The following is a 25,588-nucleotide window of genomic DNA, read 5'->3' on the forward strand; positions in this document are numbered from 1 at the left end:
TCAATGGCGCCATGCAGGTCTGGACAGGCGATTTTGGTGGGCCGGTCATCGGATCAATTTCCGGAAGTTTGAACCCTGTGTGAACACTTGTTACAGAAGACTGCATACCGGTGGACAGTCGTTTCATGACCGCGTACGCTCCCGGGTCGTGAGCAGAGGTCCCCGACAGCTTCGCGCACTGGTGTCCGAGGTCGCGGTGGGTTCTGTCCGTCCGGTGCTGATGCTGGACTTCGACGGTACCGTCAGCCTCGGCGACGGACCGGTCCTGGCCTACGCCGACGAGGCGTTCGCCCAGCTTCCGGCGCCGCTGCGGGCCGCCGCGGGCGAACAGCTCCGCCGATTCCTGGGCGGTGACCCGGAGCTGGTCCGCCGCTACGCCGACGGCTACGGCTGCGTACGCGACCTGACCGCCGGTCGGCTGACCTCCGACCAGCTGTCCGCCGCCTATCTGGCGAGCCGCCGGCGGCTGGCCGTCGACGACCTGGGAAGCTATCCGGCGCCCGGCGTGGCCGACTTGCTGACCGCAATCGGAGACCGGGCCACCACGGTGCTGCTGACCAATTCCCCGGCCGTCGGCGTGGTCGAGTCGCTCGAGCGGTTCGGACTGGCGGGTCTGCTCGACCAGGTCGTGGTGAGTGCCCACAAACCGCACCGGATGGCCGAGCATGTCGATGCACTGACCGCAGGGCGACCGCCGGAGACGTTGATCAGTGTCGGTGATCACTGGACCAACGATCTCGCGATCCCGCTCGAATGTGGTTGTGCAACCGCCCATGTCAGCTCTGCCCCCGCGGCCGACCAGCCGTCCCACGCCTGGGGACCCGATCTTGCGGCGCTGGCTCCGGCGATCCTCGACTGGGCGGAGGATCCGGCCGGCTTCGTCGCGTCCCGTCGACCGGTGGCGGTGTCGCGGTGACCGATCCGGAGCAGGCGCACGGGGCACCTGCGGACGTGACCGCCAGGATCAGCTCGTTGCTGCCCTCGTTGCTGCCGGCCGAGCGTCAGGTGGCCCAGGTGCTGCTGGACCGGGCCGCCGACGCCGCGGAATTGTCCAGCCAGCAGGTCGCTGATCTGGCCGCGACCTCGCGCGCGACAGTGGTCCGTACGGCGCAGAGCCTCGGCTACAGCGGCTATCAGCAGTTGCGGGTGTTGCTCGCCCGGGACGCGCTGCTGCAGCGGCAGGCCGCCGACTCCGGTGATCACGGCGTACGCGGTGTGGCCGCCGCAACCTTCGCCCACTTCCACCAGGTCCAGGACAGCGCCGTCCAGATGACGGCTCTGCTGGATGCCGACGAGGTGGCCCGGGCCGTCGCGCGGCTGGCAGCGGCGCGACGGATCCTCGTGGTCGGGCACGGGCTCTCCCGGTCGCTGTCGGTCGACGTGACCGCGCGGCTGGTCCGGCTCGGACTGCAGGCCGAGCAGCTCAGCGACCGGATGGATCAGCTGGTCGTGACCCGGCTGCTCGGGCCGCACGACGTGGTGTTGGTGATCAGCGGCAGCGGTGCCCACAGCGACTCCCTGGCCCTGGCCCGGGAGGCCGCGGCAGGGGAGCCCGGACTGATTGTGATCACTGCGTTCGCACGATCGGCGATCGCCCAACTGGCGGACATTCTGTTGGTCGTCGGCATGCCGAACACCTCCTTCACCGACGAACTCACCTACACCACCCGGATCCCGCAGGCGATCCTGATCGAGGGCCTGATGGGCTCGTTGCGCGACCAGCTGGGAGAGCGCGGCCGTCGGGCCGCGGCACTCGCCCTCTCGGCGGTAAGTGATCACGTTCATGAGTGAGACGGTGCAGACCCGGTTCCGTTTCCGGCCGCTGAGATCACCGGTCGCCTATCTCTTCGTGCTACCGGCGATGGCGATCTTCGCGGTGTTCACGATCATCCCGACGGTGTACGCGTTCGGGGTCAGCACCTTCAAATGGAACTACCTGAATTCGGCCCTGAGCACGTTCGTCGGCCTGGACAACTACAAGGCGATGATCCAGGGCACCTACGAGCCGAGTTTCGCCTCCACGATGGGGGTCAGCCTCTACTTCGTGGCCTCCATGGTCGTGCTGGGCACGATCCTCTCGCTGCTGTTGGCCGTCCTGTTGTATCGGGCGTCCACCGTGTTGCTGGCAGTCCGCAGCGCACTGTTCCTGACCTACGTCACCCCGCTGGTCGCCACCTCGCTGGTGTGGGTCTGGATGTTCAATCCCCGTTTCGGCCTGGCGAACGCGGTGGTCAACCTCGTCGGCATCCACCCGGTCGACTGGCTGAACAACACCCACACCGCCATGCCGAGCATCATCATCTACTCGCTGTGGCATGAGATCGGCTTCACCACGATCGTCTTCGTCGGCGGTCTGACGACGATCTCCACCGAGCTCAGCGAAGCCGCCAGGATCGACGGCGCCGGCCCGGCCCGGGAATTCCTGTACGTGACCCTGCCGCAGCTGCGGCCGTTCGTGATCTTCGTCGTGGTGATCGGATCGGTCAGCAGTCTGCATGCATTCACCCAGTTCTTCGTGCTGACGGGTGGCGGCCCCGGCTACGACACGTCCACCCTCGGATTCCAGCTCTACCAACAGGCCTTCGTGCTCCGTAACACCGGATACGCGGCGGCGCTGGCGGTGGTGTTGTTCCTGATCACCATCTTGCTCTCGCTGGCCCAGCTGGCAGCGTCGCGCTCATTGCGTTCCTCCGACCACTAGAGATCTTGCTCCGAAATCCTGTACCGAAAGGCAATCTCGCAATGTCTGTTCCCTTCACCCCCAGTCGACGCACTCTGCTGGCAGGCGGCCTCGGCCTGGCCGCCGGCGCCGTGGGCCTGAGCGCCTGCGGTTCCAAAGGCTCGTCCTCCTCCGGATCGTCCAATCCGAGCACTGTGCCCTCGGGAGACGCCAATGCCAAGGTGACGATCAGCTTCATGGAGGCGATGTCCTCCGGCGCCCAGAAGACCGCCCTGGCCAAGATGACCAAGGACTTCATGGCCGCCAATCCGAACGTCACCGTCGATCTTCAGGAGCAGCCTGACTACGGCACGCTGCAGACCAAGATCAGCGCCCAGACCGCGGCCGGCAAGCCGCCGACCATCGCGCAGGTCTACGAGGATTGGGCCGCCGAGTACGCCGAGTCCCAGGTGATCGTGCAGTTGGACCCCTACATCGCCAAGGCCCAGCAGTACGAGGATTTCTACGACGGCATCAAGGCCGACCTGCAGCTGCCGGACGGCAAGACCTGGATGTGGCCCTTCAACAAGTCCGTCGTCGTCATGTACTACAACGCCGACATGGTCAAGACGGCACCGAAGACCTGGGACGAATTCGCCCAGGTCGCCAAATCGGTGTCCAACGGTAAGGTCGTCGCCCTGTCGATCGATCCTGGCAGCTCGTCCTCACCGGCGGGCGGGACCGCCTTGTTCGAGATCGTCGCCGAGGCTTTCGGCGATCCGGTCTTCGCCAAGGACGGCACGCCGCAGTTCACCAAGCCCGGTGTGGTCAAGGCCCTGCAGTATTTCGTCGACCTGAAGAAGGCCGGAGCACTGGCCCTCGGTAAGAACTACCCGGGCCAGACTGCACTCGGCAGCCAGACCGGTGCCTTCGACATCTCCAGCGTGGCCAGCTATCCGTACGACCTGGCCTCGGCCGGCAAGAAGTTCACGATGGGCGTCGCCCAGTTGCCGACCGGTCCGGGCGGCAAGGCGGCCAACCAGTTGGCGGGCACCAACATCGCACTCTTCGCAGCGGCCGACGACAACCAGAGGGCCGCCGCCTGGAAGTACATGCAGTTCCTCACCCAGCCTGACCAGCAGGCGTACTGGGCGGCCCAGACCGGCTATCTGCCGGTCTGTCAGCAGGCCACCCAGCAGGCCGACTTCAAGGCGTACGCCAAGAAGACGCCCTTCGTCACCGGAGCGACCGAGCAGCTCAATTCGGCGACCGCGCTGCCGCCGGTCAAGTGGGTCAACTCCTGCAGCGGCTACCTGTCGGTGGCGATCCAGCAGGCCGTCACCCAGGGCAAGGATCCCAACGCCGCGCTGCAGGCGGCGCAGGCGGACGCCATGAAGGCCAAGCAGCAGGGATGACGACCACGGCGGGCGTTCTTGCCAGGCGGCGCAGGCTTCGTCCCGGCCGCCTGGTCCGGCAGGTTGTTGCGGTGATCATCGGGCTGGCCTTCCTGGCGCCGCTGATCTGGACGTTCCTGACCAGCGTCTCCACCGAGTCCGATGTCTACCGCTTCCCGCCGAAGCTCTGGCCGGCCTGGGACTGGTCGAATTACAGCAGGGCCTGGCAGGCCGCGCCCTGGCTGCGGTATTTCGGGAATACGATCTTGATCGCCGGCTGCGTGGTGGCGTTGGTGCTGGCCACCTCGCTGTTGGCCGGATTCGCCTTCGCCGTAATGAAGTTTCGTGGCCGGGGCGCGCTCTTCCTGATCGTGATGGCGGTGATGATGGTGCCGCAGACCGTGCTGTTGATCCCCAACTTCCTGATCGCCCAGCGGCTCGGGCTCTACGACACCTACGCGATCCAGATCCTGCCGTGGGGCGCCTCGGTCTTCGGCATCTTCCTGTTGCGGCAGTTCTTCAACACCCTGCCACCGGAGCTCTTCGAGGCCGCCGAGCTGGAGGGTGCCGGCCCGATCAGGATGCTGTTCAGCATCGCCGCACCGCTGGCCAAGCCGTCGATGGTGCTGGTCGGCCTGAATTCCTTCATGGGCTCCTGGAACGCCTTCGTCTGGCCGTATCTGATGACGAAGTCCGACAGCATCCGGCCGATCGAGGTGGGCCTGCAGTCCTTCTACGGCACCGATGGTACCGACTGGACCGGATTGTGCGCGGCGGTGACCTTCACAACCGTGCCCATCATCCTGCTCTTCCTCTTCCTGCAGAAGTATTTCGTCAACGGTGCCTATGGAGTCGAAGGAGCAGTGCGTGGCTGAGACAACGATCGAGTTCTATGGCGGCCTGGGAGTGATCGGCGGCTCCAAGATCATGATCAGTACGCCGTACGGCCGGGTGCTGCTCGATCTCGGCCTCGACATCCCGTCCGGTACGGATCTCTTCCGCAGCCCGGTCGGCACTCGCACGGGGCACGAACTCGCGGACTATCTGAACACCGGCCAGGCACCGGACCTGCCAGGGATCTACGATCCGGCGCTGCTGCCGCTCCGCGGGCCGCGCGCTGCCGCAGTTGTCGATCTCGGCCAGCCCGATCCGCGGCCGTCGGCGGTCTTCATCAGCCACGCCCATATCGACCACGACGGCATGATCGGCTTCGTACGGCCCGATCTTGCCTGCTATGCCCACCCGACGACGGTCTCGATCCACCGGGCACTCCGCTCCGCCGGGCTCGGTCCCGCCGGGCATGCGCCGACCCTGCAGGACGCGCCACCCGGTCGGGCGGTGGTGGTCGGCGACATCACCGTCGAGCCGATCGCCGTCGATCACGATGTGCCGGGTGCGTGCGGCTTTCTGATCACCACGCCGGACGGCCGGATCGCCTACACCGGCGACATCAACGTTCACCGCGGCGACGCGAGCCGCGACTTCGCGGACCGGGCCAAGGGCGTCGACGTGTTGATCACCGAAACCACCATGCTGAGCTTCGATCCATTGCCCCTCGAGCCGCCGGGCGAGCAGGCGGTCGGTGACGTCGTCCGCGATCAGCTCGGTCGCCCGGGCCTGCAGTTGATCAGTCTGTACGAACGTGATCTCGACCGTTGCCAGACGATGATCAACCTGGCAGCGCAGCTGGGACGGGTCCTCGTCTGGCCCGGGCAACAGGCGGCTTTCCTGCAGCTGATGGGATTGTCCGGGGTGGTGACCTGGGACGACAGCAGGCCGCAACGACCCGAGCACACCGAAGCGCTGGCCAACGCGACAACCGAGGTCGGCCCGATCCGGACGGTGTCGCTGGCCGACGTCTGGGCGCACCCCGGGGCGTACCTGCTGCAGACCGACAGCCGTGATGATGCAGGGCTGCTGGACCTGCCGATCGGCGAGCAGACCACCTGGATCCACTCCCAGGGCGAGCCACTCGGTCCCTTCATGCCGGACTGGCAGCCGTTCGTTGACTGGCTTGATCATTTCGGCATCGAGCGGATCGAGGCCGGTTCCAGCGGACATGCCGGGCCGGCGGGTCTTGTTGATCTTGTCCGGCGGATCAATCCAGGTGTCGTGTTCCCGATCCACGGCTTCAGGCCGGAAGCACTCGTGACCGCATTGGCCCAAGTGATCCCTGTTGTGCCGGCTATCGTGCCGGAGGCCGGGCGGGCCTACTTCGTGCGCTGACCCAGCGGTGCGTGACGAGCCCGGCGAGCAGTGAGAGGAGCGTCCCCAGGGTCAGATCGCCCAGGGTGTCGGTGTAGGCAGTCTGCAATTCGGCCGAGCGCCGGACGAAGGTGGCGTATTCACCGAGCTCCCAGGCCAGTGCGGCGGGTGCGCCGAATCCCATGGCCAGGAAGATCGCCGTGGTGCGGCTGAGTCGCCTCGGGGCGAAGGTGATCATCACGCCGGCGGTGAGCAGCGTCCAGTTGACGAAGTGCATCGCGTCGTCCCACCAGCCGATCGTGTCGAAGAGATTGAATCGGTTGCCGAGCAGATCCAGCAGCCACGGCAAGGTGATGAGCAGATCCCCGGTCCAAGGGAAACCCGGTCGACGGAACCGACCGAACACCAGCCACCACACAGGAATTGCCAGAGCGCCCAGCGGATAGACGATCAGTCTGGCCGTCGATGCTTTGCCCTTCAGTCCGCTGAGGTCGGGCCAGAAGAGGGCGGCTGCCAGGAGTAGTAACAACAACGCCTTGGTGCCGAGAACGGCGGTCGCTGGTGCGCCCGATGTGCGGGGACGGGCTCGATCGCTCATGGCTGGATGCTAGGCGATGCAAGCTCGGACAACAGCTGGATCGAACGGACAACACCTGGGCCGGATGGACAACACGAGAAACGACCGGAGTGTCAGTATCCAATCGTAAAATAGCATTCATGTTCGATCGGTATGTTCCGGAGATGGATGCCTCGATGGTGGTCGGGGCGCTTCGGGAAGGTGCCTGGGACGAGGTCGTGACCCAGTCCCGCCAGTTGTCCCTGGTCGCGCAGTGGGCCGCGGTGCACCCCGGTGCCGAGCTGCCCTCGGCGGGGACCGGCCGGCTGAGCGTGTTGGGCGAGCGAGCCGTCCGCTACGGCGGGCCGGGCACTCCCAAGGTCGCCGAGTTCGCCGCCGCCGAGCTGGCGCCCGAGGTGCGGCTCAGCGTCTATCAATCACACTCCTTGATCGCGGACGCGGTGGATCTGAAGTTCCGGTTTCCGTTGATCTGGGAGCGACTGCGACGGTGCCAGGTCCGGGCCTACGTCGCCCGTCAGATCGCTCGCCGGACGCGAGAGCTGCCCCTCGAGGTCGCGCAACGGATCGACCGACTGCTGGCCGACAAGGTGACGAACCTGCCGCCCCAACGGATCGAACACTTGGTGGACGCGGCTCTGGTGAAGGCAGATCCGGAAGGAGTGCGCAAGGCGGTCGAGGAGGCGAAGCGCGCTCGGCTGGCTCATTTCAGCCCGTCGACACCGTATGGGATCCGCAGCCTGTATGCACGACTGGACGCCCCCGATGCCACGCGGCTGAAGGCGATGATCTCCCGGCTGACCGACATCCTGATGAATTCGCCGGAGCCGATTCCTGGCGTTCGCTATGGCGATGCCCAGACTAGGCCGGAGTGGGAGGCGATCGCGTTGGCGACGCTGGGAAATCCAGGGCTGGCATTTCGGATCCTGGTCGAGCATGATCAGCCGGACCTCTTCACTCCGACGTCGGCACTGTTCACGCCGGATACTGACGCACCACTCAACGATCCGGCAGCCGGGTTCGACTACGACGTCGACGGCGAGCCGCCGGCCGATGAGCTGCCTCCGGATCCGGTGACGCTTCCGCCCGGTGATCTTGATGATCGTGGGGACGTGCCCGAGTCCACAGAACTCGGTCTTGGCACCATCGCGAATGACACCCATCGGCCCGAGGCCGATGCGGACAACGGCGTCGGACGAGAGCCGACCAGCGAGGCCGCCCGGCAGGCAGCGCTGGAGGCCCTGGTCAAGGCGATCGACCCGACCAGGCTCTTTGCTCCCGTCACGTTGTACGTGCACCTGACCGACGCCGCACTGGCGTCGGCCGTCAGCGCGGAATGCGGTCACGGCGACCTCGGCGAGACACCGACCGCTCGGGTCGAGCAAGTCGGTCCGGCGTTGCTCTCCCAGGTGCAGGAATGGCTCGGCAGTGCGAGCAGGATCCGCGTCGCACCGGTCATCGACCCGGGCGCGATCCCGCCGGTCGACGCGTACGAATTCCCCGAGCGGATGCGCGAGTCGCTGTGGCTGCGAACGCCCGCCAGCGTGTTCCCGTATTCGACCAACATGAGCCGGGACATGGACATCAACCACACCGATCCCTATCGGACAGGCGGCCGCGGGCAGACCGGCCTGCACAATGCCGGACCGCTCGGGCGGGCGGAGCATCGGTTCGTCACCCACGGACGCATATCGATGCGACAACCGGGCCCCGGCGTCTACGTCTACAAGACGATGTACGGCCGGGTGCTGATCACCAATCCGACGGGCACCTTCGATCTGGGTGACCAGGAGTGGGCTGCTGCCGTCTGGCAGTTGGCAGATCAGCGATCAGCCGCCGCGGCCGCCTGATCGCGCCCGTAGGAAGGCGTGGATCTCGCCTGCCCACACTTCGGGTCGTTCGAAGTGGCACATGTGCGCTGCCTCATTGATGACGGCAAGTCGACTGGTTGGCAATGCAGCGTGCAGTCTCTCGGCAAGAGGCAACGGAAACCCCATGTCCCGCCCACCGTGCAGGATCAGGGCCGGTTTCGCGAAGCCTCGCAGAATCGACTCCGGGTCGCCGTTGACCCACGGGTGCATGCGTCCGTCGACATACCGTTCGTAGCTCCAGTCGTCCTCGTCCAGATCGTTGATCATGGCGAGATAGTCGGGCACCTTGTCCAGATCCCAGACGAAGATAGTCGACGTGCGGAGCGCGCCGCCGGCATCGGCCTCCACCTGCCGACGACGCTGGTACTCCGGCCAGTCGCGGAGGTACGGCTCGGCATCGCTGGCCGGGTAGGCGCTCGTTGAGGCCAGGATCAGCCGTCGCACCTGGTCGGGGTAACGCCGTACGAATTCGATCGCGGCCCGTCCACCCGTCGAGAATCCCAAGAGATCAACGGCTCCGAGGCCCAACCGTTCTGCGAGCTGATGAGCATCGGTGATCACGTTCTCCGGCTGCAGAGCGTCCTCGGCGAGCCCGCGGCTGCTCCGACCACACCCGCGGAAGTCGAAGAGCACGACATGATGATCATGAGCGAGCGGCTCGAATCCCGGCAGCAGGTAGCTGTGTCCGACGTCCGGACCGCCGTGCAGCACGAGCAGCGACGGCCGGTCTGGACGTGGCTCGCCCAGCTCACGGACGAAGAGCGTCACCTCGTCGAGTCGTATCCACCTGCCATCCGTCATGGTCGCTCAGTAGTGATCGCGGATCCGCACCGGCCGGCCGCCGAAGATCGCGCCGAAGGTGTCGTCGTGGTCGGTCGGGCCGGAGAGGCCGCCGACGGTCCGGATCCCTGCCGAGGACTGGGATCCTGCGTAGGCGAGCGCCAGCCCGTTGGGTGTGAAGACTGGGACGGACGTCTCGGGACCAAGATCACCAAGACGGGTGCACACCGCCTTACCGTCGGCCAGCTCGAGCCGATAGTGCCCGTCGATGCCGGTGATCGGATCTCCGGAGACGCCGAACTCGAGGGTGGTGCTGATCACCGCCGGGTAGCCGCGAGTCTCCAATGCCCCGACGACATCGAGGATCTTCATCATGTACGGCTGGGAATCCAGCACCTGCCACTCCGAAGTGGGGAAGAGCTCCAGGACAAGATCAAGACCAGAGGCGTTCTGCACCTTCACCCAACCGACGATGCTGGCGTACGACCCCAGAGCGGCCAGCAGCGCGCGATAGCCGTCACGCTCGGACGCGATCAGGTCGAAGACGTTCAGCGTGCCCTCGGGGCCGAAGGACGAGCCCCGGTTCCAACTGGTGTAGCCGATGATCACGCCGTCCCGCTCCGCGATGGTGATCCCGGTGAAGCTCTTGATCAAGTTCTCGTCGTCGGGCGGGAACGACGCACCCCGGCGGCTGAGCGGGCCGTTGTTGGCAGCCGCCCAGACGTCGTACACCTCGCGGATCGCCGGCACGTCGGCGATCGTCGCGCGGCGGGTGCGGATGCCGTCGGGTGTCGAGATCCGGGCGAGTGCGGAGATCGGGAACCGGGCCGGATCGGCGGTGCCGATCACCTCGTAGCCGAGGCTGCGATAGATGCCGGCCGATGACGGATAGAGCGCCGACAGCACGGCGCCGCGGCCCTTGGCGATCCGGAACAGCTCGGTGAAGAGCGGTCGCAGCAGTCCCTGCCCGCGATACTCCATCGCCACGGTCACGCCGCCGATGCCGGAGGTCGACACCAGCCGGCCGCCGAACCAGCAGTCGAAGTCGCTGTCCACCATCCGCCCGGCCATCGTGTCGCCGTCCATGGCGATTACCGAGATCGCTCCGGGTCGGTCGAGACTGCCGGGGTCGGACGGGGTGGTGGGGAAGCCGAATGCCTCATGACCGAGTCGCCAGAAGTGCTCGGCTTCTTGCTCGGCGACGGTGCGGATCTCAAAGTCCATGATCAGCATTCTTGCGTTAGGGTCACCGCATGCCGAGTCTGACCCGCCTCGAGGCCCAACAGCGCGCTGCAACGATCACGGTCCGCGACACCCGCGTCGCCCTCGATCTCAGCAGTCAGGACGGGCAGGGTGCGAGCGAGTTCGGGTCGGTGACGACGATCGGATTCGAGGCCCGGCCGGGCTCGGACACCTTTCTGGACTTCAAAGGCGTACGGCTGAATTCGGCAACTCTCAATGGCAGCGAGCTTGACCCCGAGAGCTGGCAGGACGAGCGCATCCCGCTGACCGACCTGCAGGCATCGAACACCGTCACCGTCGACGGCGTGATGGCCTACTCCAGCGACGGCGAAGGGCTGCATCGGCACGTCGATCCTGCCGACGGCAACCTCTACCTGTACGCGATGAGCTTCCTGGACGCCGGCCCGCGGTGGTTCGCCTGTTTCGACCAGCCGGACCTGAAGTCTCGCTACACCTTCCAGGTCAGCGCACCCGACGACTGGACTGTGCACGGTAACGGCCCTGCCGAGAAGGGCCCTTCGACAGTCTCGGGGATCGGGACGTGGACGATCACCCCGCCGCAGCCGCTGTCGACCTACTTCGTGACCTTGATCGCCGGCCGGTACGCCTCGCTCTACAGCGAGCATGACGGCATACCGCTGGGGATCCACGTACGGGCCAGCCTCGGCAACGCGCTGCGGCGCGAGGCCGAGAACATCTTCGAGGTCACCGGGCAGGCCTTCGACTACTACCACCGCACCTTCGGGGTGCGGTACCCGTTCGGTGAATACCACCAGGCCTTCGTTCCCGACTTCAACGCCGGCGCGATGGAGAATCCGGGCTGCGTCACCTTCCGGGACTCCTTCATTTACCGCTCCCGCGCGACCCGCTCGGAGCGCGCCGGACGGGCCGGCGTGATCGCCCACGAGATGGCCCACCAGTGGTTCGGCGACCTGGTCACCATGCGGTGGTGGGACGACCTGTGGCTCAACGAGTCGTTCGCCGAATACATGGCCCACCGCTGCTGCACGGAGGCCACCGAATATCCGCTGTGGACCGAATTCGGGATCTCCCGTAAGGCCTGGGGTTACGTCGTCGACCAGTCGGCCGCGACCCACCCGATCGCCGGCAACGGCGCTGAGGACGCGCAGAGCTCGCTGCAGAATTTCGACGGCATCTCCTACGCCAAGGGTGCGGCGACCCTGCGTCAGCTGGCCGGCTACCTCGGCGACGACGTCTTCCTGGCCGGGCTGCGCCGGCACTTCGACCAGTACGGCTACGCCAACGCCGACTTCTCCGAACTGGTCGCCTCCTGGACGGCCGCCGGCGGCACCGGCCTGGATGACTGGACCCGCCAGTGGCTGCTCACGGCCGGTGTCGACACCCTCGCGGTCACCGACGGCAGCCTGGTCCGTACGCCGCCGGCCGACCGCCCGGCCGACCGCAGCCACGCGGTCCACCTCGCCGGGATCAGCAGCACCGGTGAGCTGCTCGGCGTGGCACCTGTGGTGGTCGCGAGCGACCCGATCGCGTACGACCGGCCCGACGGCGCGATCGCTGTGGTGCCGGACGCGTACGACCAGACCTGGGCCAAGCTGCGCTTCGACGCCGCCGACTGGCGGCAGTTGCGCTCGGTGGTGAGCCGGATCGACGAGCCCGGCAGCCGGGTGGCGATCTGGAACAGCGTGCGCGACCAGGTGCGCGACGCCGAGCTCGATCCGCGCGAGGCGCTCGCGATGATCACCGACCAGCTCGCCGACGAACCCGACGACGTCGTGGTCAACATCATGCTGCAGACGGCCCGCCGCAGCCTGGCCGGGCCGTACACACCGATCGCCGAGCGCGTCGACCGGCTCGCCGAGGTCGCCGCCCTCGCCGACCGGATCCTGGCGGCGGCCGAGCCAGGTTCGGATCGGCAGCTGATGGCCTTCCGCAATGCCGTCCCCGCCTGCTCCGACGTCGACCGGCTGGACGCCTGGCGGCTGGGCTTGGACCTGCCGTCGGGGATCGAGCTGGACCCGGATCTGACCTGGGCGATCGTCACCCGGCTCTGCACCCTGGCCGACCGGCCCGAGACCATCGACCAGACCCTGGCGGCAGATCGATCCGCGGCGGCCGAGGTCAACGCTGCCCGGGCACGCGCCGCACTGCCGACCGCGGAGGCCAAGCAGCAGGCGTACGACCTGCTGATGAAGCCTTCGGAGGCCTCGGCCTACGTGCTCTACGCCACCGCCGAGGCGCTATTCGGCGATTCCGCCGAGCAGGTGCAGCTGACCAAGCCGTACGCCCTGAGCTTCTTCACCGACATCGCCGCCACGGCCGGCTTCCGGACCGGCTGGGCACTCGGCCGGATCCCGAGTCTCGGGTTCCCGCTGTCGGTCACCGAGCCCGAGGTGCTGACCGCGGCCGAGGCGGTGCTGGACGACGACAACACCTCGCCGGTGATCCGCCGGGTGGTGCTGGAGGATCTGGACCAGCTTCGCCGGGCGCTGGCCTCGCTGGACCGCTTCACAGGGCAGTAACGAGGGCAGTGACGAGGTCACGATCAGGTTTCGTGTCTGAGGCGGTTTTGACGCTCAACTTGCTCGAAGGACCCGGTTGAGGTTAAAAGTTGTTCTAACGTACCCGCGGGTAGCGGTCGGGAAAATCACAGAAATCGGCTGCCGTGCGGGCGCTGCGTCCGAGATCCGGACGCACGAAACGGGAGGACATCCAATGCGAGGACACACTCGCGCGGTGGCCGCTGTAGCCGGGGTCGGTGTGGCAGCAGTGCTGCTGGCCGCATGCGGTGGCGGCGGTTCAACAAGCGGCAGCAAATCCAATGCCTCATCCGAGATCTCGATCGGCGCCTGTACGGTGCAGAGCCCACTCCTGCCTGGCGACACCAACGAAGTGTGCGGCGGCACCGTGTTGAACAACACAACCGCCAAGCTGGTCCGCTACAACCCCGATACTTCTCAACCTGAGAACGACATCGCCCAGAGCATCACCACCAAGGACAACCAGCACTTCGACGTCAAGATCAAGCCGACCTACAAGTTCTCCGACGGCACGAGCGTCAAGGCTTCGAACTTCGTCGACGCGTGGAACTGGGCGGCCGACTGCAAGAACGGTCAGGCCAACTCCTACTTCTACACTCCGATCAAGGGCTACGCCGACCTGCAGACCGACGGCGGCGCGTGCAAGACGGCGCCCAAGACCGACAAGATGTCTGGCCTGAAGGTCATCAGCGACACCGAGTTCACGATCACCACGACCGAGAAGGTGTCCAACCTGCCGGTCCGCCTCGGCTACGTCGCGTTCGCCCCGCTGCCGGACTCCTTCTTCAAGAGCGCCGCCAACCAGAAGGCGCAGGAGAAGATCCCGGTCGGCGCCGGACCGTTCAAGGTGGTCAGCAACAACACCACCGACATCGTGCTGCAGAAGAACCCGTACTACGCCGGGCCTTACAAGCCCCATGTCGACAAGGTCGACTTCCGGGTATACAAGGATCCGAGTGCGGCGTTCAACGATGTGCTGGCGAACAACCTGGACTTCACCGGCACCATGGACCCGATCCCGAACGACCAGTTGATCAACAACCAGTGGCAGAAGGAGCTCGCTGGTCGTTGGGGACAGAAGGGCTCCAGTGTCTTCGGCTACATCACCTTCTCGCCGATCGACAAGCAGCTGACCGGCGCATCGGGCCTGAAGTTGCGTGAGGCGATCTCGATGTCGATCAACCGGCCGTTGATCATCAAGCAGGTCTTCGCAAACTCCTACTCACCTGCTAGCGGCTGGGTGTCTCCGGTCGTCGAGGGCTACAAGGCGGGTGCGTGCGGGGAGAACTGCACCTACAACCCGGCCAAGGCCAAGCAGCTGTTCAAGGAATCCAACGGCTACAAGGGCACCCTCACCCTGACCTACAACGCCGACGGCGGACACAAGGCATGGTGTGAAGCGGTGGCCTCCGAGGTGAGCCAGAACCTCGGGATCAAGGTGGTCGCGAAGCCGCTGCCTGACTTCAAGACCCTGCTGGACAGCCTCGACAAGAAGGAGATCAGCGGGATGTTCCGTAACGGCTGGGTGATGGACTACCCGTCGATCGAGGACTACCTGGCGCCGATCTACGGTACGGGCGCCGACTCCAACTACGCGGGCTACAGCAACAAAGCCTTCGACAAGCAGCTGCAGGTTGCCGCATCGGCCGACACCGGCGCGCCTGCCGATGCGGCCTATCAGAAGGCTGAGCAGATCCTCGGCAAGGACTTCCCGACAGCTCCGCTCTGGTTCGAGAAGACCAACTATGCCTGGTCCAACAACGTGACCGACATCAAGGTGGACGCCTTCCAGCAGCTCGATCTGTCCTCTATCCAGCTCAAGAAGTCCTGAGGTGGAAAGCCTCCTGGGCGAGCGCTGAGGTGTGGGCCGGCCCGCCGGGCCGGCCCACACGCATAGGCTCAGGAACGGACATGGAGAGGGACTGATCCGCCAATGGTGAGATACATCATCAGACGCCTGTTGCAGATGATCCCGGTCGTCCTCGGCACGACCTTCTTGATCTACACAATGGTGTTTGGTCTCGGGGATCCGGCAAAGGGACGCTGCGGCGAACGGCCCTGCCCACCGGCGTACATCGCGAAGTTCAACGCCGAATACAACCTCGACAAGCCGCTTGTTCTCCAGTACCTGCTGTATCTGGGCAAGTTGGTGCACGGCAATCTGGGTGTCAACTTCTATGGCAACGACGTCAGCCAGGAGCTGACCACCAGGTACCCGATCACAATCAAACTGACGATCATCGCCATCCTGTTCGAACTGGTCGTCGGCATTGCCGCGGGTGTGCTGGCGGGAATCAGGAAGAACGGCTTCCTGGACAATCTCGTGCTGGTCAGCACTCTATTGGTGGTCTCGATCCCGGTGTTCGTCATCGGCGCCTTGGCGCAGATGGTTTTCGGCGTAAAGCTGCAGTGGTTCCCGGTCACCTCGACACAGGGAACACTGGGCCAACTGATATTGCCGGGCCTGGTTCTGGGCTCGTTGTCCGTTGCGTACGTGGCCCGTCTGACACGGACGAGTCTGGTAGAGAACCTCCGGGCGGACTATGTGCGAACCGCGCGAGCGAAAGGGCTCAGCCGAGGTCGAACTGTCGGGGTACATACGCTGCGAAACTCATTGATCCCAGTGATCACCTATGTCGGCGCCGATGTCGGCGCATTGATGGGTGGTGCGATCGTCACCGAACGGATCTTCAACATCAACGGCATCGGCAACTTCATCTACCAGAGCATCTATAACCACGACGGTCAGTCGGTCGTCGGCGCCGTAACGGTGCTGGTGCTGGTCTTCCTGTTGATCAATCTGATCGTCGACATCCTGTATGGCGTGCTGGACCCGAGGATCGCAAGTGACTGAAGCCGCAACCGAACAGTCGATCGCGCCGGTCGGCGACGTGCCCTCCGCCTCGGCGGGTCGCTCGGAGTGGAGTGCTGCCTGGGTCGAGCTGCGGCGCAAGCCGCTGTTCTGGGTGTCAGCGGTGTTGATCGTGATCTTCGTCGCGATGGCCGTCGCCCCGCAGCTGTTCACCCATACCGATCCGCGATATGCCAACCTCGCCGACGCCTTCAAGAAGCCGTCGACGCACGGTCCCTTGTTCGGCATGGATCGTCAGGGCCGATCCGTTTACGCGCGGACGATCTACGGGGCTCGGGCATCGCTATCGGTCGGGCTGCTGGCAACCGTCGCGACGACCATCCTGGGCATGATCATGGGTCTGTTGGCGGGATTCTTCGGCGGCTGGGTGGATGCCATCCTGCAGCGGATCGGTGAGATCTTCTTCACGATTCCGCTGCTGCTCGGCGGAATCCTCTTTCTCTACAAGTTCCCGACCAGCGTCGATGCACCGCTCATCGTGCAGGTGCTCAAGATCGTTTTTGTGCTCGCGCTTTTGGGTTGGCCGAACATCGCGCGCCTGATGCGCGGTGCGGTGCTGCAGGTCAAACCCAGCGATTACGTGCAGGCCGCGAAGGCTCTAGGAGCGAAGCCGGGAAGGATCATCTTCAGCCACATTCTGCCCAACGCTCTCGCGCCGGTCATCGTCGTTGCCACCATCAACCTCGGCGTCTACATTGCTGCCGAGGCAACGTTGTCCTTCCTCGGTATCGGACTGCAGGATCCCGCTATCTCATGGGGCAGTGATATATCGGACGCTTCGGGGCTGGGTGAGATCACGGCAGCTCCGCACATGTTGCTCTTCCCGAGCCTGTTTCTGTCGCTGACCGTGCTTGCCTTCATCCTGCTCGGCGACGCCGTCCGGGACGCGTTCGATCCGAAGCTGCGCTGAGGAGTGGTTGATCATGACTGATACTGCCGAAGAGGTCTCCCGGATCGGCTCCCGCTGGCAGCCTGGGCCGGACGGACTGCTGCTGGACGTCCGCGATCTGCAGGTCGAATTCCGAACCCGGGAGGGCGTCGCGAAGGCGATCAACGGCGTCGACTTCGATCTCTACGAAGGCCAGACCCTGGCGATCCTCGGCGAGTCCGGTTCCGGCAAGTCGGTGACCGCCCAGGCGATCATGGGGATCCTCGACTCGCCGCCCGGCTTCGTCACCGGCGGCACGGTCGAATACTGCGGCACCGATCTGCTGAAGCTGCCCGAGTCCCGGCGGCGCACGGTCCGGGGCCCGGAGATCTCGATGATCTTCCAGGACGCCCTGAGCGCGCTGAATCCGGTCTTCCCGGTCGGCTGGCAGATCGCCGAGATGTTCCGCAAGCACCGCGGGATGAACCGCAGCGATGCGATGCGCGAGGCCGTACGGCTGATGGAGCGGGTGCAGATCCCGGGTGCCCAGCAGCGGGCCAAAGCCTATCCGCACCAGTTCTCCGGCGGCATGCGGCAGCGGATCATGATCGCGATGGCGATCGCCCTCGACCCGGCGATCCTGATCGCCGACGAGCCGACCACCGCACTCGACGTCACCGTGCAGGCCCAGATCATGCAGCTGCTCGCCGACCTGCAGGACGAGCGCAAGATGGGCCTGATCCTGATCACCCACGATCTCGGTGTGGTGGCCGACGTCGCCGACCGGATCGCGGTGATGTACGCCGGCCGGATCGTCGAACAGGCCGACGTTTTCGACCTGTACGCCAACCCGGGCCACCCGTACACCAAGGGATTGCTGGAATCGATCCCGCGGGTGGACCTGAAGGGCCAGGAGTTGTCTGCGATCGGTGGCCTGCCGCCGAATCTGCTGGCGATCCCGCCGGGCTGCCCGTTCCATCCGCGCTGCCGCTACGCCCAGGACGTCTGCAAGGACGGGGCACCGCCGCCACTGCGCGAGGTCGGCCGCAACCGGTACGCGGCCTGTCATTTCGCCGAGGATGTCCTGCGAGAAGGAGCACACCAGTGACCGCGACGCATGCGGAATCCACCGGGAGCACGGCGACCGACGACGTGATCCTCAAGGCCGAGGGCCTGATCAAGTACTACCCGATCAAGGCCGGCGTCTTTCGCCACACCATCGGCCACGTCAAGGCGGTCGACGGAGTCGACCTCGAGCTGCACCGCGGCGAGACGTTGGGCATCGTCGGGGAGTCTGGGTGCGGCAAGTCGACCCTCGGCCGGCTGTTGATGCGGCTGGAGGAGCCGACCGCCGGCAAGCTGACCTTCGAGGGCACTGATGTGTACGCCCAGCGCGGCGCCGCGATGCGCCGGCTGCGCCGTGACATCCAGATCGTCTTCCAGGACCCGTACACCTCGCTCAACCCGCGCAAGACGGTCGCCGACATCGTCGGCGAGCCGTTCGAGATCCATCCGTCGGTGCTTCCGCGTGGCCAGCGCCGCAAGCGGGTCCAGGAGCTGCTCGAACTGGTCGGTCTCAACCCGGAGCACCTGAACCGTTACCCGCATCAGTTCTCCGGCGGGCAGCGGCAGCGGATCGGGATCGCCCGTGGGCTGGCGCTGAACCCGAAGGTGATCATCTGCGACGAGCCGGTGTCGGCGCTGGACGTGTCGGTGCAGGCTCAGGTGGTCAACCTGCTCAAGGAACTGCAGCAGGAGCTGGGCCTGGCCTACATCTTCATCGCCCACGACCTGTCGGTGGTCCGGCACATCTCGGACCGGGTCGGCGTGATGTATCTGGGCAAGATCGTGGAGATCGGCAACGACGCCGAGATCTATGAGCACCCGACCCACCCGTACACCCAGGCGCTGTTGTCCGCTGTTCCGGTGCCGGATCCGACCCAGCGGCAGAACAAGCAGCAGATCGTGCTCACCGGCGACGTGCCCAGCCCGGCCAATCCGCCCACCGGTTGCCGCTTCCACACCCGCTGCTGGAAGGCGCAGGAACGCTGCTCTGTGGAGGATCCCGAGCTGATCCCGCGTCCGGACGGCGTCGGCGAACACGTCTCCGCCTGCCACTTCGCAGAGCCGCGCGCGATCGTCTGATCCCTGAGCCTGTCGCGGCCCTGAGCTTGTCGAAGGGCTTGGGCGGCAGGTCGCGGTGTCCTTTTCAGCGGCGACACGATGGCGGTGATGGCGAACCGGACCGCGAGCTTCATGCGGTCCTGTCCCAACAACATTCCGCTGTCCCCGGGGCTGGTGCGCCAGATCGTGCACGCCTCGGCCGAGCGCTACATCGGCTGGCTGACCGACACCATCCGCGACCCGGACGAGCGATACGTAGGATCGACCCTGTGACTTCGGAGACTTCTGCACCAGAACTGGCTGACCGGCGGCTGCTGGTCGTTCACGCCCATCCTGACGACGAATCCATCGGCACCGGCATCACGATGGCGAAATATGTCGCCGAGGGAGCGGCCGTCACCCTCGTCACCTGCACCCTGGGCGAGGAGGGCGAGGTCCTCGTCCCCGAGTTGGAACATCTCGGCGCCGAGCACGAGGATCGGCTCGGTCCGCACCGGCTCGGCGAGCTGCACGAAGCGATGACGGCGCTCGGGGTGACCGACTACGTACGTCTCGGTGGCGACTACCGGTTCCGCGACTCCGGTATGAAGTGGAGTGAGGACGGCCGGGGCGCCATCCCGCGCGACGTGCTGCGGGAAGGCATCTTCTGGACCACCGACCTGCTGGAGGCGGCCAGCGAGCTGGTCGCGATCATCCGCGACCGGCGGCCGCAGGTGTTGATCACCCAGGACGAGCGCGGTGCGTACGGCCATCCTGATCACATCCAGGCGCACCGGGTCGCCACCTATGCCTACGCGCTGGCCGGAGTGCCAGGCTTCCGTCCCGATCTTGGCGAGCCGTGGACCGTCGACCGGGTGGTCTGGGCCTCGATCAGCGAGAGCCGGATGCGGGACCGGATCCGGACGCTGCGGGCGATGGGGGACACCGAGAGCTTCAACGGGGTCGATCCGGACGTCGCCGGCTCGTTGCCGATGGGAACCCCGGACGAGTGGATCGTCGCCGAGATCGTCGCCCCCGAGCACATCGACAAGAAGATGGCAGCCTTGCACGCCTACAAGACCCAGATCGCCCAGGAGAGCTGGTTCTTCCAGGCCGCTGCCAAGATCGACGACTTCTGGGCGGCCGAGCACTATCGCTACGCCGGCGGCAAGGAATTCCCGCAGGCGGACAAGTGGGCCGATGATCTCTTCGCCGGGCTGGACTGATCAGGCCGGCCGCAGATACAGGTAGTCGTGGTGGCGTACGAAGCCCAAGGACTCGTACGCCGCGACCGCACCGGAATTCTTCATTTCCACCTGCAGGTAGGCATTCCGGGCACCGAGCCGGGCAGCCCAGTGTCCGAGTTCGATCATGATCATCGTCGCCAGGCCCTGTCTGCGGTGTTCCGGCCGGGTCCACAGGCCGGCCAGGCCGAGCCACTCGTTGCTGACCTGGCCGCGGCCCAGCGAGGCGATCTGGCCGGCGTCCGGGCCCTCGGCCCGGATCGCAGCCAGGCCGACCGGCTGCGGGCCACCGAGGATCCGTCGCCCCACCTGATGATCACTGACGTCGCGATAGTGCAGATACGCCTGCCACCAGTCCTCGGTCAGCTCGGAGTCGATCGTCACCCGCGGGTTGCGGGGATGATCGTCGAGCAGTGCCGACAGTGTGCTGGTCATCACAGTCGTCCGGACGTAGGTCTCGACCCAGCCGAGATCACGTAATGCCTGCTCGATCGGTCCGCCGGCGACCGTCTGGACTCTCGGCTCGAGTCCGAGACCGGTGTAGTGGCCGATGATGATCTTGGCCGCCTGGTCGTATCCCAGCCTGGGATCACCGACCGCGAGACACGAATTCGCCCGCCCGGTGAAACCGTTGCCCGACCGCAGCAGCCAATCCCCGAGCGGCTCGTGATCGGCGATCCAGCCCGGTGCTGCCGCCGCTTCGACCTCGTCCGCGCTCCACCGCTCCGGGGGCCTGCCGCCGCGCGCCGGCGGCACCCGCTTGGCCAGGATGATGCTCCCGCGACCGACGACCGCTCGTCGATCACCGGGGGAGAGCACCTCGACCAGGGTCGGGTCGAGACGACTGATCCAGCCGACCACGTCGGTCGCCGAACCGTCGCCGAGGCGATAGCGGATCGTCACCCGGTCGTCGATCCGGATCGGCGGATCGATCGCGGCGAGCGGATCGGTGTCCATCAGGCGGGGCTACTTTCGAGTCGTGGCAGTAAAGGCGTGATACTAGTGACCTGTTGTTGCTGCTGAACTGAGGAGGACGCTGTGACGTACGTCATCGCGCAGCCGTGTGTCGATCTGAAGGACCTGGCCTGCGTCGAGGAATGTCCGGTGGATTGCATCTACGAGGGCAAGCGGATGCTCTACATCCACCCCGATGAGTGCGTCGACTGCGGCGCCTGCGAGCCGGTCTGCCCGGTCGAGGCGATCTTCTACGAGGACGATGTGCCGGAGGAGTGGAAGGCCTACTACGACGCCAACGTCGGCTTCTTCGACGACCTGGGATCCCCGGGTGGCGCCGCCAAGCTGGGCCCGATCGACAAGGACCATGATCTGGTTTCGGCGCTGCCGCCGCAGGAACACGACGAGTGACCAACCCCGCGCGTCCCAACCCGTTGGCGGCCGCCCTGGCCGACTATCCGTGGGACGCGCTCGCACCGGCCAAACAGCGGGCCGCAGCGCACCCCGGCGGGATCGTCGACCTGTCCATCGGGACTCCGGTCGACGACACCCCTGAGGTCGCTGTCGAGGCGCTCTCGGCCGCCGGCAACAGCCCCGGGTACCCGACGGTGGCCGGGACCCCGGCACTGCGCTCTGCGGCCGCCGGCTATCTCGGTCGACGCGCCGGAGCGGACGTGGCACCCGACGCCGTCCTGCCGACCATTGGCAGCAAGGAGTTCGTCGCCTGGCTGCCCACCCAGCTCGCGCTGGGACCTGACGACGTGGTCGTCATCCCCGAAGCCGCCTATCCGACCTACGAGGCCGGTGCGGTGATCGCCGGCTGTCGGGTCGTCGCTACCGATGATCTGACGGGTCTGGGTGGCGTACGCCCCAAGCTGGTCTGGCTGAATTCGCCGTCCAACCCGACCGGCCGGATCGCCGACGCCGCCAAACTGAGGGCGACGGTCGAGCTGGCCCGGTCCTGGGGAGCGGTGGTCGCCTCGGACGAGTGCTACCTGGAATTCGCCTGGGACGCACCGGCGGTCTCGGTCCTCGATCCTCGCGTCTCGGGTGGCGATCACACCGGCCTGCTGGCGGTGCACTCACTGTCCAAGATCGCCAACCTGGCCGGTTATCGGGCCGGGTTCGTGGCCGGCGATCCGCAGATCATCGCCGAGCTGACCTCGATCCGCCGGCATGCGGGCATGATCGTCTCCCGTCCGGTCCAGCAGGCGATGATCGCACTGCTCAGCACCGACGAGCACGTCGATGCCCAGCGGGAGCGCTACCGGGCCCGTCGTCAACTGCTGCGACCGGCACTGGAACGGGCCGGCTTCCGCGTCGACGACTCCCAGGGTTCGCTCTACCTGTGGATCAGCGACTCCGACGGCGACTGCTGGAAGACCGTCGACCGGCTCGCCGACCTCGGAATCCTGGTCGGCCCGGGAGCCTTCTACGGCAAGAATTCCGGCGATCACGTCCGGGTCGCGCTGACCGCGACCGACGAACGCATCCAGGCCGCCGTCGAGCGGCTCAGCACCGCGAGCTGACCGGCTGCCACCACTGCGCCGCGACCTTAGTAGGGTGCTGGCCGATATGGACCTGCAGACGAAGATCGGCCAGTTGACCACGCTCCTGGTGTACGGCGACTCCGCGGACACGGCCGACGACCGCAACACCGAGTTGTACGGCGTCGCGACGCCGGCCGAGGTGATCCAGCGCTACCGCCCCGGTGGCGTGATCTACTTCGCCTGGGCCGGCAACACCGACAACCCGCAGCAGATCGGCCGGCTGAGCAACGGCCTGCAGGCCGCGGCCAAGGCGGCGGGGCTGCCACCACTGATCATCGGCACCGACCAGGAGACCGGCCGGGTCGCCCGGATGGGGCCGCCCGCCACCCAGTTCCCGGGGGCGATGGCGCTGGCGGCGACGCATTCACCGGACTTGGTGCGGCAGGCGTACGCGATCACCGGCACCGAGTTGCGAGCGGTCGGGATCAACGCCGACTTCGCGCCGGTCGCCGACGTCAATGTCAACCAGTCCAACCCGGTGATCGGGATCCGGTCCTTCAGCAGCGAGCCCGACGTGGTCTCGGACCACGTCGCAGCCGCCACCGCCGGCCTGCAGCTGGACGCCGGCATCAGCGCCGCGGCCAAACACTTCCCGGGCCACGGCGACACTGCGAGCGACAGCCACCACGGCCTTCCAGTGATCACCCATTCCATGATCGACTGGGAGTTCCTGGATGCGCTGCCGTTCCGGGCCGCGGTCCGCGCCGGCATCGACATGATCATGACCGGTCACCTCGCACTGCCGGACCGGGATCCGTCGGGCGACCCGGCCACCCTGAGCCGCCCGATCCTGACCGGACTGCTCCGCGAGGATCTCGGATTCACCGGTGCAATCATCACCGATTCGTTGCGGATGGACGGCGTCCGTGAGACCTACGGCGACGACGAGATCGCGGTCCGCGCCATCGAGGCGGGAGTGGACATCCTGCTCGAGCCGGCCGATCCGGAAGCCGCCGTTGCGGCGATCGCCCGGGCGGTCGCCGACGGACGGCTGTCAGAGGACCGCATCGACGCCGGCGTGCAGCGGATCCTGGACCTGAAGCGCCGGCGGGGCCTCTTCGAGGCCGCCCCGACCGATCCGGCGACGATCGACCGGGTGGTTGGCTCAGACGCTCATCAGGCCCGCGCGGCGGCGATCGCCGACGCCACCATCACCCTGGCCCGGGATGATCAGTTCCAGATCCCGCTGCGCCGGGCCCTGACCTGCGTACTGGGCCCGGACGAGGCGAGCGTCGGCCGGGTCACCGAAGGCCTGCAGGCTGCGGGTCTGCAGACCTCGGCGCTGGTCACCGGCAACGAACCCGGGCGGCTGTTGATCGACGCAGCAAGACGACAGGCCCGGGCCGCCCAGCAGACCGTCCTGATCACCAATGCCGGTTGGCGGAGCCAGCGGCAGCGGATGCTGGTCCGGGCGGTGCGGCAGGCGGCCGAGCGGGTCAGCCTGGCCGCGATCACCGAGCCGTACGACGTCGGCCTGGTCGCCGACGGTGGCACTCTGTTGCTGACCTACTCGGCGACGCCCGGCGCGATCGACGCTCTGGTCCGGGTGCTGGTCGGCAAGGTCAGACCGACCGGACGGCTGCCGCTGTCGGTCGGAGAGATCGCCGACCATCCGCTCTTCCCCTACGGCGCCGGCGTGGTCCGCCGATGAGCCAGCCGATCATGGACCCGGCCTTCGACGAGCCCTGGGAGCGGCTGACGGCCCTACGGTCCGCCGTGGTCGACCGGCCGCTCTTCGCAGGCGCGGTCCTGCTCTGCGGCGTCGGGGACACGATCGTCGACCACCGGTCCGCCGGCTGGGCGTTGTGCTACGCGGACCAGGAAGGGACGCTGCTCGAGGAGCCGGACCGGATCCCGATGCGACTCGACACGATCTTCGATCTCGCGTCGATCTCCAAGCTCTTCACCTCGCTGGTGATCATGCAATTGGTCGAATCCGGCCAGGTGCAGCTGGACCGCCAGGTGGTGGACTACCTGCCGGAATTCGCCGCGGCCGGCAAGACCGCGGTGACCGTTCGCCAGTTGCTGATCCACACGTCCGGCTTCCCGGCCGAGATCCCGCTCTGGCGGCTCTACGACGATCCGCAGGCGCGGATCCGTGGTGCGCTCGAGGCCGAAGTGGTCGCCGCGCCCGGAACCGCCTACTGCTACAGCGATCTCAACCTGATCACCCTCGGCGAGCTGGCCCGGCGGGTCACCGGGCAGCGGCTGGACCGGTTGGTCGCCGAACGGATCAGCGGGCCGCTTTGGCTGACCGACACTGGTTACAACCCCGACCTCGCGCTGCGGCCGCGGATCGCGGCCTGCGAGTACGAGGCGGTCCCGGACCGGGGCATGGTGCACGGCCGGGTGCATGACGAGAACGCCTGGTCGCTGAACGGTGTCGCCGGGCATGCCGGCGTCTTCTCCACCGCCACCGATCTCGGCCGGCTGGCCCTGGCGGTGATCAACAGTGAACTGCTCGGCGAGACCGCAGCGCAACAGATGATCACCAACCAGACAGCGGACTTCGCCGATCATGATCACGGTCTGGGCTTCGAGATCAACCAGCGCTGGTACATGGGCGATCTGGCCGGCCCGCACACCATCGGCCACACCGGCTACACCGGCACCTCGATCGTCATCGACCTGCAGCGCCGTGCCTATGTCATCCTGTTGACCAACCGGGTCCATCCCAACCGCGGCTGGGGGAGTGTCAACCCGGCCCGGGTGATCGCGGCAGATGCGCTGGCGGCGTACCTGAGGCGGTAGGC

Annotated in this window: 23 protein-coding genes; 19 read left to right on the top strand and 4 right to left on the bottom strand. The window is 66.5% G+C overall.

The features are described 5' to 3' along the window. Positions 1–148: 148 nt before the first annotated feature. Genes IEY07_RS00675 through IEY07_RS00700 form a run of 6 tightly spaced genes read left to right on the top strand, consistent with a single transcriptional unit; the run spans position 149 to position 6,279 of the window. Positions 149–916: an HAD family hydrolase gene (locus tag IEY07_RS00675; RefSeq protein ID WP_188893254.1), complete on the top strand. Its 768-nt coding sequence runs from the start codon at positions 149–151 to the stop codon at positions 914–916. Then, entirely contained in the window at positions 913–1,791 is an 879-nt protein-coding gene (locus IEY07_RS00680; protein ID WP_188893255.1) for a MurR/RpiR family transcriptional regulator, read from the top strand. Before IEY07_RS00675 ends, IEY07_RS00680 begins: the two co-directional genes overlap by 4 nt. Further along, positions 1,784–2,701, top strand: a complete 918-nt coding sequence (locus IEY07_RS00685; protein WP_188893256.1) for a carbohydrate ABC transporter permease — start codon at positions 1,784–1,786, stop codon at positions 2,699–2,701. Before IEY07_RS00680 ends, IEY07_RS00685 begins: the two co-directional genes overlap by 8 nt. Positions 2,702–2,742: 41 nt before the next feature. Continuing rightward, on the top strand, positions 2,743–4,074 hold the full coding sequence (locus IEY07_RS00690; RefSeq protein WP_188893257.1) for an extracellular solute-binding protein: 1,332 nt from the start codon (positions 2,743–2,745) through the stop codon (positions 4,072–4,074). After that, positions 4,071–4,928, top strand: a complete 858-nt coding sequence (locus IEY07_RS00695; protein WP_188893258.1) for a carbohydrate ABC transporter permease — start codon at positions 4,071–4,073, stop codon at positions 4,926–4,928. The genes IEY07_RS00690 and IEY07_RS00695 overlap by 4 nt, the downstream gene beginning before the upstream one ends. After that, positions 4,921–6,279: an MBL fold metallo-hydrolase gene (locus IEY07_RS00700; RefSeq protein ID WP_188893259.1), complete on the top strand. Its 1,359-nt coding sequence runs from the start codon at positions 4,921–4,923 to the stop codon at positions 6,277–6,279. The genes IEY07_RS00695 and IEY07_RS00700 overlap by 8 nt, the downstream gene beginning before the upstream one ends. On the opposite strand, the gene IEY07_RS00705 is transcribed toward IEY07_RS00700, so the two are convergent. Continuing rightward, entirely contained in the window at positions 6,239–6,856 is a 618-nt protein-coding gene (locus IEY07_RS00705; protein WP_188893260.1) for a hypothetical protein, read from the bottom strand. The genes IEY07_RS00700 and IEY07_RS00705 overlap by 41 nt on opposite strands. A gap of 119 nt (positions 6,857–6,975) precedes the next feature. On the opposite strand from IEY07_RS00705, the gene IEY07_RS00710 reads away from it, so the two are divergent. Beyond that, positions 6,976–8,682 (top strand): DUF222 domain-containing protein, encoded by a 1,707-nt coding sequence (locus IEY07_RS00710; protein ID WP_188893261.1) that lies wholly within the window; start codon positions 6,976–6,978, stop codon positions 8,680–8,682. Here the strand turns inward: IEY07_RS00710 and IEY07_RS00715 are convergent. Together IEY07_RS00715 and IEY07_RS00720 are read right to left on the bottom strand one after the other, a co-directional pair. Beyond that, positions 8,662–9,504, bottom strand: a complete 843-nt coding sequence (locus IEY07_RS00715) for an alpha/beta fold hydrolase (RefSeq protein WP_188893262.1) — start codon at positions 9,502–9,504, stop codon at positions 8,662–8,664. The two genes, IEY07_RS00710 and IEY07_RS00715, sit on opposite strands and share 21 nt — an antisense overlap. A gap of 6 nt (positions 9,505–9,510) precedes the next feature. After that, positions 9,511–10,707 (bottom strand): GNAT family N-acetyltransferase, encoded by a 1,197-nt coding sequence (locus IEY07_RS00720; protein WP_188893263.1) that lies wholly within the window; start codon positions 10,705–10,707, stop codon positions 9,511–9,513. Between the two features lie 29 nt (positions 10,708–10,736). Between IEY07_RS00720 and pepN the strand changes: the two genes are divergently transcribed. The 8 genes from pepN to mshB all read left to right on the top strand — a co-directional run bounded on the left by pepN (position 10,737) and on the right by mshB (position 20,313). Then, positions 10,737–13,226 carry an aminopeptidase N gene (pepN, locus tag IEY07_RS00725; RefSeq protein ID WP_188893264.1) on the top strand — a complete coding sequence of 830 codons (2,490 nt, stop codon included), beginning with the start codon at positions 10,737–10,739 and terminating at the stop codon, positions 13,224–13,226. A gap of 193 nt (positions 13,227–13,419) precedes the next feature. Continuing rightward, positions 13,420–15,075 (top strand): peptide ABC transporter substrate-binding protein, encoded by a 1,656-nt coding sequence (locus IEY07_RS00730; protein WP_188893265.1) that lies wholly within the window; start codon positions 13,420–13,422, stop codon positions 15,073–15,075. Between the two features lie 102 nt (positions 15,076–15,177). After that, positions 15,178–16,098 carry an ABC transporter permease gene (locus IEY07_RS00735; RefSeq protein ID WP_188893266.1) on the top strand — a complete coding sequence of 307 codons (921 nt, stop codon included), beginning with the start codon at positions 15,178–15,180 and terminating at the stop codon, positions 16,096–16,098. After that, positions 16,064–17,026: an ABC transporter permease gene (locus tag IEY07_RS00740; RefSeq protein ID WP_188893267.1), complete on the top strand. Its 963-nt coding sequence runs from the start codon at positions 16,064–16,066 to the stop codon at positions 17,024–17,026. The genes IEY07_RS00735 and IEY07_RS00740 overlap by 35 nt, the downstream gene beginning before the upstream one ends. Positions 17,027–17,039: 13 nt before the next feature. Then, a complete protein-coding gene (locus tag IEY07_RS00745) occupies positions 17,040–18,092 on the top strand; it encodes an ABC transporter ATP-binding protein (RefSeq protein WP_188893268.1) in 1,053 nt (350 codons plus the stop codon). Then, positions 18,089–19,129 (top strand): ABC transporter ATP-binding protein, encoded by a 1,041-nt coding sequence (locus IEY07_RS00750; protein WP_268239173.1) that lies wholly within the window; start codon positions 18,089–18,091, stop codon positions 19,127–19,129. Before IEY07_RS00745 ends, IEY07_RS00750 begins: the two co-directional genes overlap by 4 nt. Before the next feature lie 87 nt (positions 19,130–19,216). Beyond that, the gene (locus IEY07_RS00755; protein ID WP_188893269.1) at positions 19,217–19,381 is read left to right on the top strand and encodes a hypothetical protein; all 165 of its coding nucleotides are present in this window, start codon (positions 19,217–19,219) and stop codon (positions 19,379–19,381) included. Then, positions 19,378–20,313 (top strand): N-acetyl-1-D-myo-inositol-2-amino-2-deoxy-alpha-D-glucopyranoside deacetylase, encoded by a 936-nt coding sequence (mshB, locus tag IEY07_RS00760; protein ID WP_188893270.1) that lies wholly within the window; start codon positions 19,378–19,380, stop codon positions 20,311–20,313. Before IEY07_RS00755 ends, mshB begins: the two co-directional genes overlap by 4 nt. Here the strand turns inward: mshB and IEY07_RS00765 are convergent, their stop codons facing one another. After that, positions 20,314–21,288, bottom strand: a complete 975-nt coding sequence (locus IEY07_RS00765) for a GNAT family N-acetyltransferase (RefSeq protein WP_188893271.1) — start codon at positions 21,286–21,288, stop codon at positions 20,314–20,316. It lies immediately after the preceding gene. A gap of 81 nt (positions 21,289–21,369) precedes the next feature. Between IEY07_RS00765 and fdxA the strand changes: the two genes are divergently transcribed. From fdxA to IEY07_RS00785, 4 genes are read left to right on the top strand one after another with little or no spacing between them, the layout of a single operon-like run. Then, a complete protein-coding gene (gene fdxA / locus IEY07_RS00770) occupies positions 21,370–21,696 on the top strand; it encodes a ferredoxin (RefSeq protein WP_188893272.1) in 327 nt (108 codons plus the stop codon). Further along, the gene (gene dapC / locus IEY07_RS00775) at positions 21,693–22,814 is read left to right on the top strand and encodes a succinyldiaminopimelate transaminase (RefSeq protein ID WP_308422901.1); all 1,122 of its coding nucleotides are present in this window, start codon (positions 21,693–21,695) and stop codon (positions 22,812–22,814) included. The genes fdxA and dapC overlap by 4 nt, the downstream gene beginning before the upstream one ends. Before the next feature lie 46 nt (positions 22,815–22,860). Beyond that, a complete protein-coding gene (locus IEY07_RS00780; protein WP_188893273.1) occupies positions 22,861–24,486 on the top strand; it encodes a glycoside hydrolase family 3 protein in 1,626 nt (541 codons plus the stop codon). Further along, entirely contained in the window at positions 24,483–25,586 is a 1,104-nt protein-coding gene (locus IEY07_RS00785) for a serine hydrolase domain-containing protein (RefSeq protein ID WP_188893274.1), read from the top strand. Before IEY07_RS00780 ends, IEY07_RS00785 begins: the two co-directional genes overlap by 4 nt. The last annotated feature ends 2 nt before the right edge of the window (positions 25,587–25,588 follow it).

Source organism: Microlunatus endophyticus, assembly GCF_014646195.1.
Classification (GTDB): domain Bacteria; phylum Actinomycetota; class Actinomycetes; order Propionibacteriales; family Propionibacteriaceae; genus Microlunatus; species Microlunatus endophyticus.